This is a genomic window from Haloglomus litoreum (assembly GCF_029338515.1).
GTDB classification, from domain to species: Archaea; Halobacteriota; Halobacteria; order Halobacteriales; family Haloarculaceae; genus Haloglomus; species Haloglomus litoreum.
Genome location: NZ_CP119988.1, coordinates 2,363,773 through 2,378,682 on the forward strand (window position 1 = coordinate 2,363,773; position 14,910 = coordinate 2,378,682).

The 14,910-nt window shown below is 71.2% G+C and carries 16 protein-coding genes and 1 pseudogene; 7 read left to right on the plus strand and 10 right to left on the minus strand.

Annotation, left to right across the window (positions count from 1 at the left end; genetic code table 11):
• Positions 1–18: 18 nt before the first annotated feature.
• The 4 genes and pseudogenes from P2T62_RS11735 to P2T62_RS11750 all read left to right on the plus strand — a co-directional run bounded on the left by P2T62_RS11735 (position 19) and on the right by P2T62_RS11750 (position 3,155).
• On the plus strand, positions 19–954 hold the full coding sequence (locus tag P2T62_RS11735) for a hypothetical protein (RefSeq protein ID WP_276257267.1): 936 nt from the start codon (positions 19–21) through the stop codon (positions 952–954).
• A 186-nt stretch (positions 955–1,140) separates the two neighbouring features.
• Positions 1,141–1,836 carry a type 1 glutamine amidotransferase domain-containing protein gene (locus tag P2T62_RS11740; protein WP_276257268.1) on the plus strand — a complete coding sequence of 232 codons (696 nt, stop codon included), beginning with the start codon at positions 1,141–1,143 and terminating at the stop codon, positions 1,834–1,836.
• A gap of 143 nt (positions 1,837–1,979) precedes the next feature.
• Positions 1,980–2,169 (plus strand): annotated as a pseudogene (locus P2T62_RS11745) (helix-turn-helix transcriptional regulator).
• Positions 2,170–2,252: 83 nt separating this feature from the next.
• Complete coding sequence (locus P2T62_RS11750) at positions 2,253–3,155, plus strand: CbiX/SirB N-terminal domain-containing protein (RefSeq protein WP_276257269.1); 903 nt, start codon at positions 2,253–2,255, stop codon at positions 3,153–3,155.
• A gap of 40 nt (positions 3,156–3,195) precedes the next feature.
• On the opposite strand, the gene P2T62_RS11755 is transcribed toward P2T62_RS11750, so the two are convergent.
• The gene (locus tag P2T62_RS11755; RefSeq protein ID WP_276257270.1) at positions 3,196–4,278 is read right to left on the minus strand and encodes a M48 family metalloprotease; all 1,083 of its coding nucleotides are present in this window, start codon (positions 4,276–4,278) and stop codon (positions 3,196–3,198) included.
• 150 nt (positions 4,279–4,428) lie between these two features.
• On the opposite strand from P2T62_RS11755, the gene P2T62_RS11760 reads away from it, so the two are divergent.
• Positions 4,429–5,589: a DR2241 family protein gene (locus P2T62_RS11760; protein WP_420028371.1), complete on the plus strand. Its 1,161-nt coding sequence runs from the start codon at positions 4,429–4,431 to the stop codon at positions 5,587–5,589.
• A gap of 39 nt (positions 5,590–5,628) precedes the next feature.
• Here P2T62_RS11760 and P2T62_RS11765 read toward each other — a convergent pair whose 3' ends face one another.
• Genes P2T62_RS11765 through P2T62_RS11775 form a run of 3 tightly spaced genes read right to left on the minus strand, consistent with a single transcriptional unit; the run spans position 5,629 to position 7,372 of the window.
• The gene (locus tag P2T62_RS11765) at positions 5,629–6,261 is read right to left on the minus strand and encodes a DUF7524 family protein (RefSeq protein ID WP_276257271.1); all 633 of its coding nucleotides are present in this window, start codon (positions 6,259–6,261) and stop codon (positions 5,629–5,631) included.
• 50 nt (positions 6,262–6,311) lie between these two features.
• Positions 6,312–6,509 carry a methytransferase partner Trm112 gene (locus tag P2T62_RS11770; RefSeq protein ID WP_276257272.1) on the minus strand — a complete coding sequence of 66 codons (198 nt, stop codon included), beginning with the start codon at positions 6,507–6,509 and terminating at the stop codon, positions 6,312–6,314.
• 47 nt (positions 6,510–6,556) lie between these two features.
• Positions 6,557–7,372, minus strand: coding sequence for a hypothetical protein (locus P2T62_RS11775; protein WP_276257273.1), 816 nt, complete (start codon positions 7,370–7,372; stop codon positions 6,557–6,559).
• 97 nt (positions 7,373–7,469) lie between these two features.
• On the opposite strand from P2T62_RS11775, the gene P2T62_RS11780 reads away from it, so the two are divergent.
• Positions 7,470–8,105 (plus strand): MBL fold metallo-hydrolase, encoded by a 636-nt coding sequence (locus P2T62_RS11780; protein ID WP_276257274.1) that lies wholly within the window; start codon positions 7,470–7,472, stop codon positions 8,103–8,105.
• 36 nt (positions 8,106–8,141) lie between these two features.
• On the opposite strand, the gene P2T62_RS11785 is transcribed toward P2T62_RS11780, so the two are convergent.
• From P2T62_RS11785 to P2T62_RS11795, 3 genes are all read right to left on the minus strand, one after another.
• Positions 8,142–8,624, minus strand: coding sequence for a TspO/MBR family protein (locus P2T62_RS11785; RefSeq protein WP_276257275.1), 483 nt, complete (start codon positions 8,622–8,624; stop codon positions 8,142–8,144).
• 90 nt (positions 8,625–8,714) lie between these two features.
• The gene (locus P2T62_RS11790) at positions 8,715–9,122 is read right to left on the minus strand and encodes a universal stress protein (RefSeq protein WP_276257276.1); all 408 of its coding nucleotides are present in this window, start codon (positions 9,120–9,122) and stop codon (positions 8,715–8,717) included.
• 79 nt (positions 9,123–9,201) lie between these two features.
• Positions 9,202–10,026 (minus strand): ATPase, encoded by an 825-nt coding sequence (locus P2T62_RS11795; protein WP_276257277.1) that lies wholly within the window; start codon positions 10,024–10,026, stop codon positions 9,202–9,204.
• Positions 10,027–10,260: 234 nt separating this feature from the next.
• Here P2T62_RS11795 and P2T62_RS11800 point away from each other — a divergent pair, with 234 nt between their 5' ends.
• Positions 10,261–11,523, plus strand: coding sequence for a DNA double-strand break repair nuclease NurA (locus P2T62_RS11800; protein ID WP_276257278.1), 1,263 nt, complete (start codon positions 10,261–10,263; stop codon positions 11,521–11,523).
• A gap of 46 nt (positions 11,524–11,569) precedes the next feature.
• Here the strand turns inward: P2T62_RS11800 and P2T62_RS11805 are convergent, their stop codons facing one another.
• The 3 genes from P2T62_RS11805 to P2T62_RS11815 all read right to left on the minus strand — a co-directional run bounded on the left by P2T62_RS11805 (position 11,570) and on the right by P2T62_RS11815 (position 14,894).
• Positions 11,570–11,914 carry a DUF7113 family protein gene (locus P2T62_RS11805; protein ID WP_276257279.1) on the minus strand — a complete coding sequence of 115 codons (345 nt, stop codon included), beginning with the start codon at positions 11,912–11,914 and terminating at the stop codon, positions 11,570–11,572.
• A 138-nt stretch (positions 11,915–12,052) separates the two neighbouring features.
• Positions 12,053–13,003: a thiamine pyrophosphate-dependent enzyme gene (locus tag P2T62_RS11810; protein WP_276257280.1), complete on the minus strand. Its 951-nt coding sequence runs from the start codon at positions 13,001–13,003 to the stop codon at positions 12,053–12,055.
• Between the two features lies 1 nt (position 13,004).
• A complete protein-coding gene (locus P2T62_RS11815) occupies positions 13,005–14,894 on the minus strand; it encodes a 2-oxoacid:acceptor oxidoreductase subunit alpha (RefSeq protein ID WP_276257281.1) in 1,890 nt (629 codons plus the stop codon).
• Positions 14,895–14,910: the final 16 nt, after the last annotated feature.

The following is a 14,910-nucleotide window of genomic DNA, read 5'->3' on the forward strand; positions in this document are numbered from 1 at the left end:
GGGTCCACCGCCTCCGCCGTGGTCACCGTCGAGACACTCGTCGCCCTCCTGGTCCTCGTCTTCCTGCTACCGGTTCTGCTGGTCGGCGCCGCCGCGGGGTACGTCGTCGCCCGCCTGTTCGGCCTGCCCTCGCAGCTCCGGGTCTACGGTAGCGCGCTCGGTGTCGGCCGGTGGACGGCCGCCCTCCCGACGACCGTGGCGCTGGCCGTCGTGTTCGGCGTCGAGTTCGCGGCCGGCATCCCGGGCGAGGGGGAGCCGGGGGCGACCCTCGCGAGCGGCGCGACGGCGGGCCTGTTCGTCGGCGCGTTCGCCCTCTCGGTGGGCCTCGGTAACCTGCTCCGGTACCTCCGGGTTCGGACCGTCACCGACGCCATGGACGCCACCGACGGCCGGGTGACGGTCTCCGGGACCGCCGAACCGGGGCCGGAGGGGACGGTCGAGGCCCCGCTCAGCGGGGAGCCCTGCCTGGCCTGGGCCGTCAGGGTGCGCGAACACCACGGCATCGGCCGGCGGGGCATCCGCGGGCTGGCTCGAACGGACCACGGTGGCGTCCCGTTCGAGGTCCGCGACGGGACCGGGAGCGTCCGGGTCGACCCGGAGAGCCTCGAACTCGGCGGCTGGTCCGTCCCGCCACGCTCGGGCGACCACCGCGTCGAGGCCCGCGATGGCCTCCCGGACTGCGTCGCGGCCTACCGGGACGACCTGGAGCTCGGTGACGGCGACCGGCGCGTCTACGAGGAACGCCGGCTGACCGCGACCTCGCCGGTCACGGCCACCGGCCGGGTCGGCACCGAGGACGGCGTCGCCACGGTCGGGGCACCCGGAGCCCTGTACGACGAGCGAGCCACTGCCATCCAGCAGTCCCGCAAGCGTCGCGTCCTCGTGGGGGCCGCCGGCGCGCTGGTGATGGCCGGCTCGACGGTGCTGCTGGCGGCCGTGGTCGGGCTCGTCTGAGCCGGCCACGCGCATCGGGCCGGCTACAGGCCGGAAACATATTCTTGGACAAAGATGCTTATAATCCAAGTAATTGGGATTTTCAACATTAGTAAACGGAATATATAATTTGTATTCGAGATTGAACCAGAGATTCCCGCAGCCACCCTGGGACTCTTCCGCGTCGGTCCCCGATGTGGGCGTACGATGACTTCGGCACTACTGGTCGTCACCGAACACGGCTACTGGGGAGAGGAGTGTACCACGCCGCTGACCGAACTGGACGAGGCGGGCGTCGACGTGACGGTCGCGACGCCCTCGGGCGCCGCGCCCGAGGTGGACCCGGTCTCCGTCGACCCCGACGAGGTCGGCGAGGAGACCGCCGAGCGCGTACTCGAGGTCCACGAGAACGACGAGCGGTTGAACGACCCCGAGCCCGTCGCCGAGCAGTCCGCCGACGACTACGATGCCGTCGTCCTCCCCGGCGGACACGGCACGGTCTGGGATGTGAACCAGGACCGGCACGCTCGCGCGCTGCTGCGGGACGCCGTCGAGGGCGAGGACGGCCTGGGGGTCGTCATCTGCCACGCGGTCGGCATCCTCGCACACACGCGGACCAGCGACGGCTCGTTCCTGGTCGACGGCCGGGACGTGACCGGCTTCCCCAACGCGTGGGAGGCGGACATCGTCGACGAGAACGACGTGATGCACGACGGTCGGAAGCTCCCGTACTGGGTCGAGGACGAGGTCGAGGCCGCGGGCGGGAACTGGGATGCCGAACTCGACGCGGAGACGAGCGTCACGGTCGACGGTGACCTGATTACGGTCCGGGGGCCGGAGTCCTCCGAGGCTGGCGCCCGGACGCTGCTGGAGGAGTTGCGCACCGCGCCCGCCGCAGACTGACGGACGCCCGGTCGGTCTACGCTGTTCCTTCTCGACGCGACCGGGCGGATGGCGTTCCCCCCGATGGCGGAACCGCTGCTGTACGCGTTCAGTATCATCAGTCTGACCTGGGGGCTCGTCTACGCCGGCTTCCGCCTCCGGCGATGAACAACGACCTGCCCGAGCGCCGGGCCGAGCAGGGACCGAGTCAGGCGGCGCTCGCCGAGGCGGTCGGCGTCACAGACCATCAACTCCATCGAGCGGGGCCGCTACGACCCGTCGCTGGAGCTGGCGTTCGCACTGGCCGACCACTTCGACTGCCGCATCGAGGACATCTTCGAGCCCGACGGCTGACACCACACGCTTCGGCCCTCCACCGGGACGCGGTTCCCCGACGTGGCGACACCCCTAAGCCCGCGACGGCCCTGCGTCCACGCATGAGTCAGGCGCTGGTCATCGTCGCCCACGGGTCGCATCTCAACCCCGAGTCCAGCACGCCCACCTACGAGCACGCCGACACCATCCGGCAGGTCGGCGCGTTCGACGAGGTCCGGGTCGGCTTCTGGAAGGAGGAGCCCCACGTCCGCGAGGTCCTCCGGACCGTCACGGCCGACGAGGTGTTCGTCGTCCCGCTGTTCATCAGCGAGGGCTACTTCACCGAGGAGGTCATCCCCCGCGAGCTGCGGCTGGAGGGCTGGGAGGAGGACGCCTGGGAGTCCGACGGCACGAGTGCGACCTCCGTCACGCTCACGGCCGCGGACACCGGCCAGCGGGTCCACTACTGTGGCCCGGCCGGCACCCACGAGGCGATGACCGACGTCATCGTCCGGCGGGCGGAGACGGTGACGGGCGACCCGGACGTGGGCGAGGGATTCGGCCTCGCGGTGGTCGGCCACGGCACGAAGCGCAACGAGAACTCGGCGAAGGCCATCCAGTACCACGCCGACCGCATCCGGGAGACGGGCCGCTTCGACGAGGTCCGCGACCTCTACATGGACGAGGACCCCGAGGTGGACGACGTCACCGAGTTCTTCGAGAGCGACGACGTGGTGGTCGTCCCGCTGTTCGTGGCCGATGGCTACCACACCCAGGAGGACATCCCCGAGGACATGGGCCTGTGCGAGGACTACCGCGACGGCTACGACGTGCCGACCGAGGTCGACGGCACCCGCATCTGGTACGCCGGCGCGGTCGGGACGGAGGCGCTGATGGCCGACGTCATCGTCGAGCGGGCCCGTGACGCCGGCGCCGACGTGGGCGACGCGGTCGAGCGGGTCCGCGAGCTGACACGGGTCGCGGGCGTGGACGCCGACTCCGAGGCCCCGCCGGCGGACGACTGACGGGCGGTCGCTGTCGCCCTCTCTCGAGCCGACCCGGCGACTATCGCTCCAGCGACGCCGCCAGCGCCTCGAGCCGGGCGATGCGCTCGGCGGTCGGCGGGTGCGTGGCCGGGAACACGTCGCGGGAGATGAGGTCGCGGTATCCCTCGAACCGGCTGCTGTCGACCGGAACGAGGAACAGCGCCTCCAGTCCGCCGTCGATGTCCCGGAGGTCGCGGTCGGGGGCCCGGGCGGCCCCGGCGTCGAGTCGCCCCAGGGCGCTCGCCAGCGCGGCCGGGTCGCCGGTCAGGGCGGCGGCGGCCCGGTCGGCGGCGAACTCCCGGTACTGCGAGAGGAGCCGGAACAGGACGAGGCTGCCGACCCAGAACACGGCCGCCACGCTGACGGTCACGACGGCGGCCACGACGAGCACCACCGCCACGACCACGAACCAGTGGACGCTCCGCTTGTCGACGTGGCGCACGTCGACCGAGCCCACCGTCGAGAGCAGGCCCGCGAGGAGGTAGTAGACGACCATCACGACGAGCACGGTCAGCGTCGGGAGGAAGTTCGCGAGGGTCATCACCGCCGCGTCGCGGTTCCGGACGTGCGCGAGTTCGTGCGCCAGCACGGCGTCCCGTTCCCGGGCGTCGAGGGTGTCGAGGAGGGCCGTCGTCACCACGACCGTCGCGTCGCCGGCCCGGCGGCCGACCGCGAAGGCGTTGGGGACCCGCGAGGTCGCCACCGCCACCCGCGGGACGGGGACGTTCCCCTGGATGGCCAGCCGCGTCACGGCGGCGTGCAGCTCCGGGTGGCTCTCGGCGTCGACCTGGCGCGCGCCGAGCGAGCGGAGGGCCAGTCGGGGCGCCAGCGCGTACTGCGCGAGGAACCCGAGCGCGACACAGACCAGCACGACCGGGAGCGGCGGCCGGGTCGGCAACCGGACCGTCACCCCGGCGACGGCCGACAGCGCCGGCGGGAGCGCGGTCCCGAGCCCCCAGACGAGCACGTGGACGAACGCCACGGGAAGCGCCAGGACGAACAGCAGCGCCAGGACGGTCCGTGCGACGAGGCCCCGGTCGGCCGCCCAGCGGTCGCCGTCGTCCCCTCGCCCGGCCGATACGCGCCCGACACCCACGTTCATATCAGCGATACGTCGGGTGGGGAGAAGAACTAGTACGGCTACCGGGGGCGGGGCGGCCACGGCCTCCGCGGCCGACTCGGCAAGGCTTCTTACCGGGCCGCCCGAACGACCGGACATGGACCCGAGGGGAACACCGACGGAGGTGGTGGCGTGAGCGCGTCCGGCGCCGCGAGCGACGAGCGCGTGACCGTGAGCGACGAGGCGGTCGCTGCGCTCGTCGTGGCAGCCGAGGAGGGCGTCGCGTTCGACGGTCTCCGGGCCGTTCGCGAGGGCGACGGGGACGCGCCCTACCGCTTCGAGACACCCGACGTGACGCGCGAGGACCTCACCGAGTCGGAGTTCCGCGACGCCTGCACCAACCACCCCGAGTACGTCGACAACTGGTGGTTCTTCGAGGGTGTCGACCGGTCGCCCGCGGACCGGGCGTTCCTGCGCTGGCTGGAGAGCGGCGCGGCCGAGGACTGGGAGGTGCCGACGCGCTACGACGCGCTCCGGGAGGGTATCGTCCGGTCGTGGGGGGAGGTCGCCGTGACGGCCATGCTGGGCGCTGGCGGGCGCCGCTACGAACTCCGCCACGAGGACGAGGTCGAGACCCCACTCCCGGAGCTGGAGCGCCACGAGGACCCCCGGACGGCCCGCGACCTCGTGAAGCACGACGACCGGGGGCGCTATCGCCCGCTCAAGACCGCGCCGACGCTCCCGACGGGCTGGGCGTTTGTCGGCCTCGACGGCCGGGACTGCACCCGTGCGCTCGACCTGATCTACCCCGCGACGGTCGCCAACTGGCACCTCGAACGCGAGGGCGACCTGGACGTGGACCACTGGCGCCCGACGATGGAACGCCAGACGGGCATCTACGGCGTCGTGGAAACCTGGGACCGCGGCGAGGGGCACGAGCACGTCGAGTGGGTCGCGGAGGCCTGCTGTGACGACTCGCAGTGTCTCAAGCGCCGCGAGTGGCAGTACGACGACGAGACCGAGCTCGATGCCGACGGCGGCGACGGGGTGTTCCCCTGCCGGGAGCCCTGCTCGCTGGTCGTCTCGGCCGCGCGCAGGTGGACCCGACTGGAGGGCGAAGCGTCCCGGACCTACGAGTTCGACCTCACGCCGAGCGAGAAGGAACAGGTCGAGGCCATCATCGAGGCCGTCGCGGACGGCCGGGTCGACGAGATCCGCGAGGCCGACACCTCCGAGGGGGCCAACCGCTACCGGACGCGGTTCCTCCGCGCGAAACGGTTCGACGACGAGGGGAACCTCTGCGGCGTGCCGACCGACCCGGACGGGGACCAGGCGGCCGACGGTGAGCACTGACCGGCGCCGGTCGTCACCTCGCCCTCCCCGGGCGGCGAGTCACGAGAGCAGCAGGTAGCCCGCCGCCAGCACCGCGGCCACGACCGCCAGCCCGCCCAGCGAGAGGTCGGGGGCGCCGGCCGGGAGGACCGCCGCCACGGCCAGGCCGACCGCGACCAGCCCCAGCACCACCGCCGGAAGGAGCCGGAGGGTTCTGCTCCGTGCCAGCGGCGAGGGGCCGCCGGCCGCGCCCGGCGGATTCCTGTCTCCGCCCGGCGTGGTCGTGACCGCCCCGCCGCCGGAGCCACCGCGCGGCTCGGCGAGGTCCGGGTCGACGGCGACGGGCTCGTGGCTGCTGAGGTCGACCGTCAGGTCGACGAACCGGGTCTCCTGCCCGTAGGCGATGGCCACCTTCAGTCTCCCGGGGATCGGGGCGTAGTCGCCGTCGCTCGGCTCGACGATGTCGACCCTGACACGACGGGTGCTCTCGCTCGGAACGTGATGGTTGGCGTTCGAGAGCCGCGCAACGCCCGAGAGCGCGTCGTCGAGGTGGAGGTGGACGTGCGTGGCCATGCCGTGGTTCCGCAGGTCCACGACGAACGACCGGTCGACCGTCACCGACTCCGGGACCGCCAGTGATCGGGCGCCGTCCCGGTTGATGTCGACAACGAGCCGGTCCGTCGCGTCAGTCACGGGGAGTGAGACACCCCGCCACGAGGAAAAGCTGTCGACGGTTCAGGTCCTCAGGCGGCCGCCTCGTCCCGCATGTCCGGCGGCAGCAGGTTCGGGATGCCGTCCTCGATGGGGTACTCCTCGCCACACTCGGTACAGACGAGTCGGCCCTCGAGAATCTCGTCGTCCTCGTCGCGCCGGATGACCTCCAGCTCGAGGTCGTGCTTGTCCAGGGGACAGCAGATGATGTCCATCAGGTCCTCCTTCATGTGCCGGCCTTCGAGCGACCGTGGCAAAAGGGTGCCGTTCGCGGGCATCAACTGGTCGCGTTGCGGGCCGACGGGTACCACGTCGGCGCGGTGGGCGCCTCGCCCGGGTCAGGGTCGACCAGGAAGTACCGGTCGATGTAGGCCACGCTCCCCGGGGAGCCGTCGACGCGCGAGGAGTAGGCCACCCGGAGTTCGCGCATCAGTCCTCGCCGGGAGACCGTCGCGCGGACGGAGACGGCCTGGTTGGGCCGCCAGTCGTCGGCGACACCGGGCGCCACGCTCGTCGTGCCCGAGAGTTCAACGGTCCCTGGCCGGGGCCCCGCCGTGACGTTCCGTGTCGCGAGGTCCAGCAACCGTGCCGGCCCCCGTGCCCGGTGACGTGGCGGCGGGACGACCGTCACGCGCCGGGTCACGATCCGTCCATCCTCCGTCTCCGAGCGGGCGATGATCGGTCCCGACTCGGGCGCCCACCAGACCGTCCGTGCCACCGTCTCCGTCCCGTCGCGGTCCCAGTCACGCCGGACCTCCGCCACCGTCAGGACCCCGTCCGGGCCCGCTCGCCGGAGTCGCTGGTAGCGGTAGACCGGCGGCCCCCGCGCCGGGCGGACCTCCAGCGTGACCAGCCGCCCGTAGCGGTTGGCCGCGAGGACACTCCGGTGGGCCTGACCCAGCGCGCCGTGGTCCACGACGCCGCCGGCCGTGATGCCGGGGGCGAGCGTCGACGGCGTCGACGACAGCGTCGGGACCGGCGCCGGCGAGTACGTCGGCGTCTCCGTCCCCGGCCCGGCCGCGGCTCCCGGGAGTCCGACCTGGCAGCCGGCGGTGACGACCAGTAACACGACGGCCAGGGTGGTGTGTCGCACGTTCTCACACTCTCGTCCGGGCACCTATCAGCGTTCCCCCACCGCCGTGGCCCCGGACACGCAATGGCCTTAACACCGGGCGCCGCAATGGAGGGTCGTGATTCGGAACCTCGCGCAAGGCCAGCGGAGTTTCACCAGCAACACGTTCCTGGTGGCTGGCGCGGACGTGATGAGCGACGGGGCCGACCCGGAGGCCACACCACTCGACCCCGACGAGGGCCGGACCGTCGTCGTCGATACGGGCAACGAGTTCGACATCGTGCCCGTCATCGAGCGCTACGTCGAGGACATCGATGCGGTCGTCCTGACCCACACCCACCCGGACCACGTGGGCAACACCGCCGAGGTGGTCGACGCGTTCGACGTCGACGTCTGGGGGTTCGACCCCGACCATTCCCTCGTCGACCACCGCATCGCCGACGGCGACACGGTCGAACTCGGGGCACATCAGTACGACGCCATCCACACGCCGGGCCACAAGGAGGACCATCTCTGCTTCCACGCGCCCGACGCGGGCGTGCTGTTCGCGGGCGACCTCGTGTTCGCAGGCGGGAGCTTCGGCCGGACCGACCTCCCCGAGGGGAACCGGGAGGTCCTCATCGACAGCATCGACCGCGTCCTGGAGGCCGTCGGGCCGGACCTGCGCGAGATGCACACGGGTCACGGCCCGAGCGTGACCGACTCGCCGTACGAGGACATCGACCTGTCGGCGCGGGCCGCACGGACGATGTGAGATACGGCCCCCTTCTCGCCGAAGCCGGCCGCCCCCTCAGCCGACCCAGATGGCGTAGTTCAGCACCGCAGCGAACGTCACCCACGCGAGGTAGGGGATCAGCAACAGGGCGGCACGGCGGTCCACACGGTCGAAGGCGGCGATGGTCCCGACGATGGCGACCCAGAGGAGCGCGATGATCGCGAGGCCGAGCCCCGGGCGCTGGAGGCCGAAGAACGCCGGCGTCCACGCCAGGTTGAGCACGAACTGGACGGCGAACGCCCCCAGGGCGAGACGGGTGGCCCGGGCGTCGGCGTCGGCGCGCCAGACGAGGTAGAGCGCGACACCCAGCAGCGTGAACAGCAGCGTCCACACCACCGGGAACGCGACGGTCGGCGGGAAGAACCAGGGCCGCTCGAACCAGGTGGTGTCGGCACCGAACAGCAGCGACGGTGACGCGCCGAGCGCGTTCACGGCCAGCACCAGCGCGAGGGCCACCACTGCCTCCCGACCCGGCCGCTCGACATCCGTGTAGCTCATCGGGCGTGGTAGGGGCGCTGCGATGGTAGCTCTTTCCCGGCCGAGCGGGCCGAGGGAGTGGGCCCCCGGCTACGCCCGGGGTCCGGCCGTTCAGTTCTCGGACCCGCCGCCCTCGTCGAGCGGGATGAGTGTGATCGGACGGGTCACCCGCTGGAGGAGCGAGTGGGCGACGCTCCCGAAGATGACCCGTTCGGTCCGCGAGTGGCGCCGGAGCGCGATGACGACGCGGTCGGCGTCGACCTTCTCGGCGTAGTCGGAGATCTCCTGCGACGGTGGCGTGCCACGGTTCAGCTGGTGGACCTCGACCGTCGCGCGGTCGCCGAATCGCTCCTCGAACACGGCGAGCGCGGCCTCACCCCGATGGAGTCGGTCCACGTCGTCGGTCATCTGGACGTTGACCACGACGAGGCGGTCGTCAGGGCCGATCTCGTCGTCGATCTCGTCGCAGATGGCGTTGCTGGCAGACTCCGCATCCGTGCCGATGAGGTAGGTCGCCATGTCCCGTGGCTCACGGAGCGCGAGCATAAATCGTCCCCCGAACTGTTCGCCGTGGTCGGTGGGGGCGTCTCGGGTGCGCTCAGTCCACGGCCGTCGCGAGCAGCGCCTGGTAGGCCGGTGCGTAGGCGTCCGCGACGGTTTCGGGGGCGTCGCGCTCGTCGCTCGTGAGCGCCGGGAGCTCCACCCGTGCGCGTGGCTCCAGCAGGTCGACGACGTTGCCGACCCGCTCCTCCAGCCGACCCTCGTGGGCGCTCCCCGATGCCACGTCACAGGCGTTCGCGTACCGCTCGCCGTCGTAGATCCGGACACGGCGTGGTTCCACGACCGCCACGGCGTCGGGCTCGAACCCGTCCAGCGGGCGTGCGATGTCGGCGTACGATTCCACAACCGCACGGTCGGCTGCCGCGACGGCCTCCCCGATGGCCTCCATCGCGGGCCGGTGGCAGTCGGCCATCGCCGCGTTCGCCTCGTCGAGGTCCGCCACCCGGCGCGCGTCCGAGAGCGGGAGTCGCTCCGCGAGCCCCGACGGCAGATCGGCGGTCGCGTTGACGACGAACGCCGGGTCCTCGTCGGGCCCGGTCCCGCCGACGCGGTCCACGAGGAACTCGCGGTCGTCCTGTCCGAGCAGGCCCTTCCCCGCGCCGGGCGCGGGCGTCCAGAGCCGGTGGACCGGGTTGATGGCCTCGGGCCGGTGGTCGCCCGGCGCGGCCGATGCGAGGCGCTTCGCGTCCTTGCCGTAGAGGCGGCCGTCCTCGACGGCGCGCCGGTAGTCGTCGTGGTCGAACCAGTAGTCGTTGCCGGCGCGGGGCTTGTAGCCGGTCGCGCCGGTCTCGGCGAGCAACCCCACCGAGAAGGTCGTCTTGCCGGCGTCCACGCGGTCGCTACCGGCGACGAGCAGTTGCATGACCGTCGCTGGGGGGTCGTGGTCCAAAGCCGCCACGGTCCGCGCGCGTCTCCCCGACACCGGGGCCGGCACACACTGTAGCGGGATACCGAGGGCGAAACCGCCTGAAGCCGGACACCGGGGGCGACACCTCCCGGAAGCGGGCCGCCGGGGCCCACACCGCCGGGAAGTGGTGGCCTCCACTTCCGCCGGGCTCTCGGGGGCTTCTTGTGGCTCGCCCGCGCAGGCGCGGCCATGACCCTGGACCCGGTCCACTTCAAAGCGATCACCCGACTGGCGGGCCGGGTGTCCCGCGAGGACGCCGAGCGCGACCATCGGGACTTCGCCGAGACCGTCTGGCAGCAGTACCTCGACCCGCTGTACGACGACGGCGAGGTCGTCCTCGAACCGGTGGGCGAGCACCGGCGCCGGCGCGTCCACGCCGAGGACATCGCGCTCGCCGACGACCCGTTCCCGACCCGGCACGGCCTCGACTCGGGCACCATCAACCCGACCACGTTCAAGAACGGCCTCGTCGTCGACGTCGCGCAGGCGGCGATGAGCGCGGTCCCCTCGGACGTGGACCTCCACCGCGGCCGGACGATGGTGACGGCGGTCCACACCAACGACGCGACCACGACCTTCGAGGAGGACTGGCGGATGGACGACGAGGGGTACGTCCGCGGCCGGGTGCTGCACGTCCCCCGCGTCGACCGGACGGTGACGCCCGTGGTCCACGAGCTCGCGCTCTACCTCGCTGAGATCACCCACGCGAACAGCAACCGCGAGATCGTCGACGACCTGCTCGTCCTCGACGGGCCGGTCTACCCGAAGGGGCTCCTGACGTGGGCCGACCGCGACCCCGAACTGCAGGAACTGCTCGCCGCCGAGGAGCAGCCCCAGGAGATCATCGGCCGGTACGTGAAGATGGTCGAGCACTTCGCCGACCGCGGGGTCCCCATCATCGGCTTCGTGAAGACGCCCGTCTCCCGGCAGGTCACCCGGACCATCCGGGAGAAGGAGGGGTCGGCGCCGTGGGTCAACGACGCGGCGTTCTTCTCGCAGGTCCTCTCCCCCGACCCCTACGGTACCGGGGCGAACGACCGCGACACCTCGTCGCTGACGTTCACCAACTGGTTCGTCTCCCGGGGCGGCACCGACGGAGCCCTCTCGCGGCCATCGGTCCCGTACGACATCGAGCGCGAGCGCGACCCCGCGGACTACGAGGTGACGTTCTGCATGCTGTACGACCCGCGCACGGACACCGTCTACCGCGTGGAGTCGCCCGCCGTGTTCACCCGGGACGAGGAGCTACGCGAGCGCCTGACCCGGCACGTCCTCACGTCGGTCGCGACCGAGCGCGGGCCACCGCTCGCGGTGCGGAAGGCCGACCAGCTCGCCCGCATCTCCCGGCGCGAGACGGTCGCGCTGCGCGAGGCGCTGGAGCGGGCCTTCGACTCGGAACTGGACACGAACTACGGCGACGAGCGGGCGGCGAAGTGGGGACTGGAGGGGTAGCTGGCCGGGCGGCGGCCGGGCGACCGGTCCCACACCGGCGACCCGGTCAGTTCTCCGGCGGGTCGGCGCTCTGGATGACCTCGACCTCGACGCTGTCACCGACAACCCCGAGCCGAGCGAACTGGGTCCGCACGTGCTCCGCCGCCGCCTCGATGGCGGCCTCTCGGTCCTCGAACCCGCGCGGCATCGGTGACTCGAAGGCGACACGGAGTTCGCGGTCGCCGACCCGCTGGACCTGGCCGCCGCTCTCGACCGTGTAGAACTCGTCGCACACCCAGACGTACGGCGAGCCGTCGTCCGGCGCGCCCCTGAACGAGGGCGCTTCCTCACCCGGTTCGTACAGGGTGCCGGTCAGGGTGGTCCCCCCGGCGCTCCCCTCGATGAGTAACACGCACAGAACTAGCACACCATCCGATATAACGCCCACGATGGGTGCAGATTACGGCCGAATCATGGAGAAAATCCGGAAATTTCCGGAATATCTCGCTCCGCAGGAGTGAACTGTCGAGGTTCGCGGATTATCCCGCGTTCACTTGTGCGCGTCCATGAGGTCGTAGCTGCGCTCCCACTCGTAGTCGTCGTCGTGGTAGCGCTCCGCCAGGGAGTCCTCGGGCACGTCGCCGTGGGCGCGCTTCTCCTCCTGGTAGGAGGGCCGGTCGGGGTCGTGGTAGAACCGGCCGGTGAGCACCTCGCCCTCGTGGAGGGCGTCCTCGACGTCGTGCATCATCTCGCTGGCCTCGCGGCGGTCGTGGTAATCGAACTCGTAGTCGTCGGACTGCTGGACGTCGATGTACGGGACGTACTGCTTGGCGTCCTTGTTCCAGGTCGGGCACTGGGTGAGGAAGTCGACGTGCGCGAATCCGTCGTGCTGGATTGCCTCCTTGATGATCTCCTGGGCCTGGTTCGGGTTCACGGCCGCGGTCCGAGCGACGTAGGAGGCCCCACCGACGAGCGAGAGCGAGAGCGGGCGGATGGGCGCCTTCGCCGAGCCGTGGGGCTGGGTCTTCGACTTGTGCCCCATCGGCGAGGTGGGCGAGGTCTGCCCCTTCGTCAGCCCGAAGATCTCGTTGTTGAACACGATGTAGGTCATGTCGTGGTTCTCGCGGGCGGTGTGGACGAAGTGGTTCCCGCCGATGCCGTAGCCGTCGCCGTCGCCACCCGCGGCGACGACCTCCAGTCCGGGATTCGCGAGTTTCGCGGCCCGCGCGACCGGCAGCGACCGGCCGTGGATGGAGTGGAAGCCGTAGCTCTCGAAGTACGAGGAGAGCTTCCCGGAGCAGCCGATGCCCGTGACGAGCAGCACCTCCTCGGGGGTGTAGCCGAGGTCACCCATGGCACCCTTCAGTGCCTTCAGGACGCCGAAGTCGCCACAGCCGGGGCACCAGGTGGCCTGCGGTTCGATACCGGGAGTGAACGCCTCCCGGTCGGTCGGTTCCCGTTCCGCGTCGTCGTCGTGCTGGTGGAGTGGTGTGAAGCTCATCTCAGTCGCTCCCCGCGGGGACGTAGCGCGTGGCGGCGGTCGCGGGGTCACCGCTGCCCAGGCCCTCGACGGCCTCCACGATCTCGTGGGGCTCGAAGGGCTCGCCGTTGTACTTGAGCAGGCTGTGCAGGATGTCGCCGTGTGTGCCGAGCTCGCGCTGGACGAGGCCGCGGAACTGCCCAGAGGCGTTCATCTCGACGACCAGGCAGGTCTCCACGCTGTCGAGGAACTCCCCGACGTCGGCCTCGGGGAACGGCATCAGGTCCGAGACCGACAGTGAGGCCACACTGTGCCCGTCCTCGACGAGCCGGTCGACGGCCTCGTGGACGGTCCCCTGGTTGGAGCCGTAGGTCATCACGCCGACGGTCGCGTCGGCCGCGCCGTGGCGGACCTGGTTGCTCTCGCGCTCGTCGAGGCGCTCGCGGATGGCCGCCAGCTTCCGCATCCGGCGGTCCATCTGTGCGACCCGGTTGTCGGGGTCCTCCGAGATGTGGCCCGTCGGGTGGTGTTCGTTCCCCGACGCGAGGTAGCGGCCGTCGGCCTGCCCCGGGATGGAGCGGGGCGAGACGCCCTCGGGGGCGCCCTGCGGGTCGTGCTGGAACCGCTCGAACGTCCCGGTGGCGTAGTGGGCCGCCTCGGCGAGTTCCTCTTCGGTGAGCGTCGCGCCCAGGTCCGGGTTCGGCTCCCGGTCGAAGAAGTCGGCGTCGACGTTCCGCAGCTCGCCCGAGAGCTTCTGGTCGTAGACGACGACGGCGGGCAGGTGGAAGTCGTAGGCCAGTTCGAACGCCTGCCGGGTCTGCTCGTAGGCCTCGCGCTGGTTCCCCGGCGCGAAGACCACCCGGCAGGAGTCGCCCTGGCTCGTGTAGAGGACGTGTTCGAGGTCGCCCTGCTCGGTCTTCGTCGGCATCCCCGTCGAGGGGCCCGCCCGTGTGGCCTCCACGAGGACCAGCGGTGTCTCCGTCATCTCCGCGAGGCCGAGCGGCTCGGACATGAGGGCGAACCCGCCGCCCGAGGAGCCCGAGAGTGCCTTGACGCCGGCGTGGCTCGCGCCGAGCGCGAGGGCAGCCGCCGCGATCTCGTCCTCGACCTGCTCGGCGATGCCGCCCATGTCGGGGAGGTGCTGGCTGAGCAGCGTGAACACCTCCGTCCACGGCGTCATCGGGTAGCCGGCGACGAACCGGCAGCCCTCGTCGATGGCGCCGTAGGCGATGCCGTTGGAGCCGGAGACGAGCGCCTGCTCGCTGTCGTGCTCGCCCTGGGGCATCCGCAGGTCGTGCGTGTGGTCCAGCTGGTTGGCCTGCTCGGCGGCGTACTCGAGGATCTCCAGGTTCGCCTCCAGCACGTCGCCGCTCATCCGGTCCTCCATCAGTTTCTCGATGGGTTCGAGCGGGTAGTCCAGCAGCGCACACGTGACGCCGACGCCGGCGGTGTTGCGCATCACCTCGCGTCCCTGGTCGCGAGCCATGCCCCGGAGATCCATCGGGTAGACGTGCCAGTTGTGCTCCTCGGCCCGGGCCTCGAAGTCCTCGATCTCGCTCGCGTCCAGCAGGCCCTCGTCGTAGACGACCACCCCACCGTCCCGGAGGTCGTCGAGGTTCTCGGCGAGGGGCTTTGCCTGCTCGTTGCCGTAGTAGGCGTGCTCCTTCGTGTTGCGGGCGAACGAGTCGCCCAGCGCGAGGAGGAAGTTGAAGCCATCACCACGGGCCCGTACCGGCTGGTCGTCGGCCCGGACCTCGACGTACGTGTGGCCACCGCGGATCCGCGAGGGATAGTGACGGTGCGTGAACACGTGAAGGCCGGACCGCATCAGTGCTTTCGCGAAGTTCTGGCTGGTCGAGTCGATTCCGTCACCGGAACCACCCGCGATGCGCCAGACGATTTCTCCTGTCATAGTACCATGCGCCCTG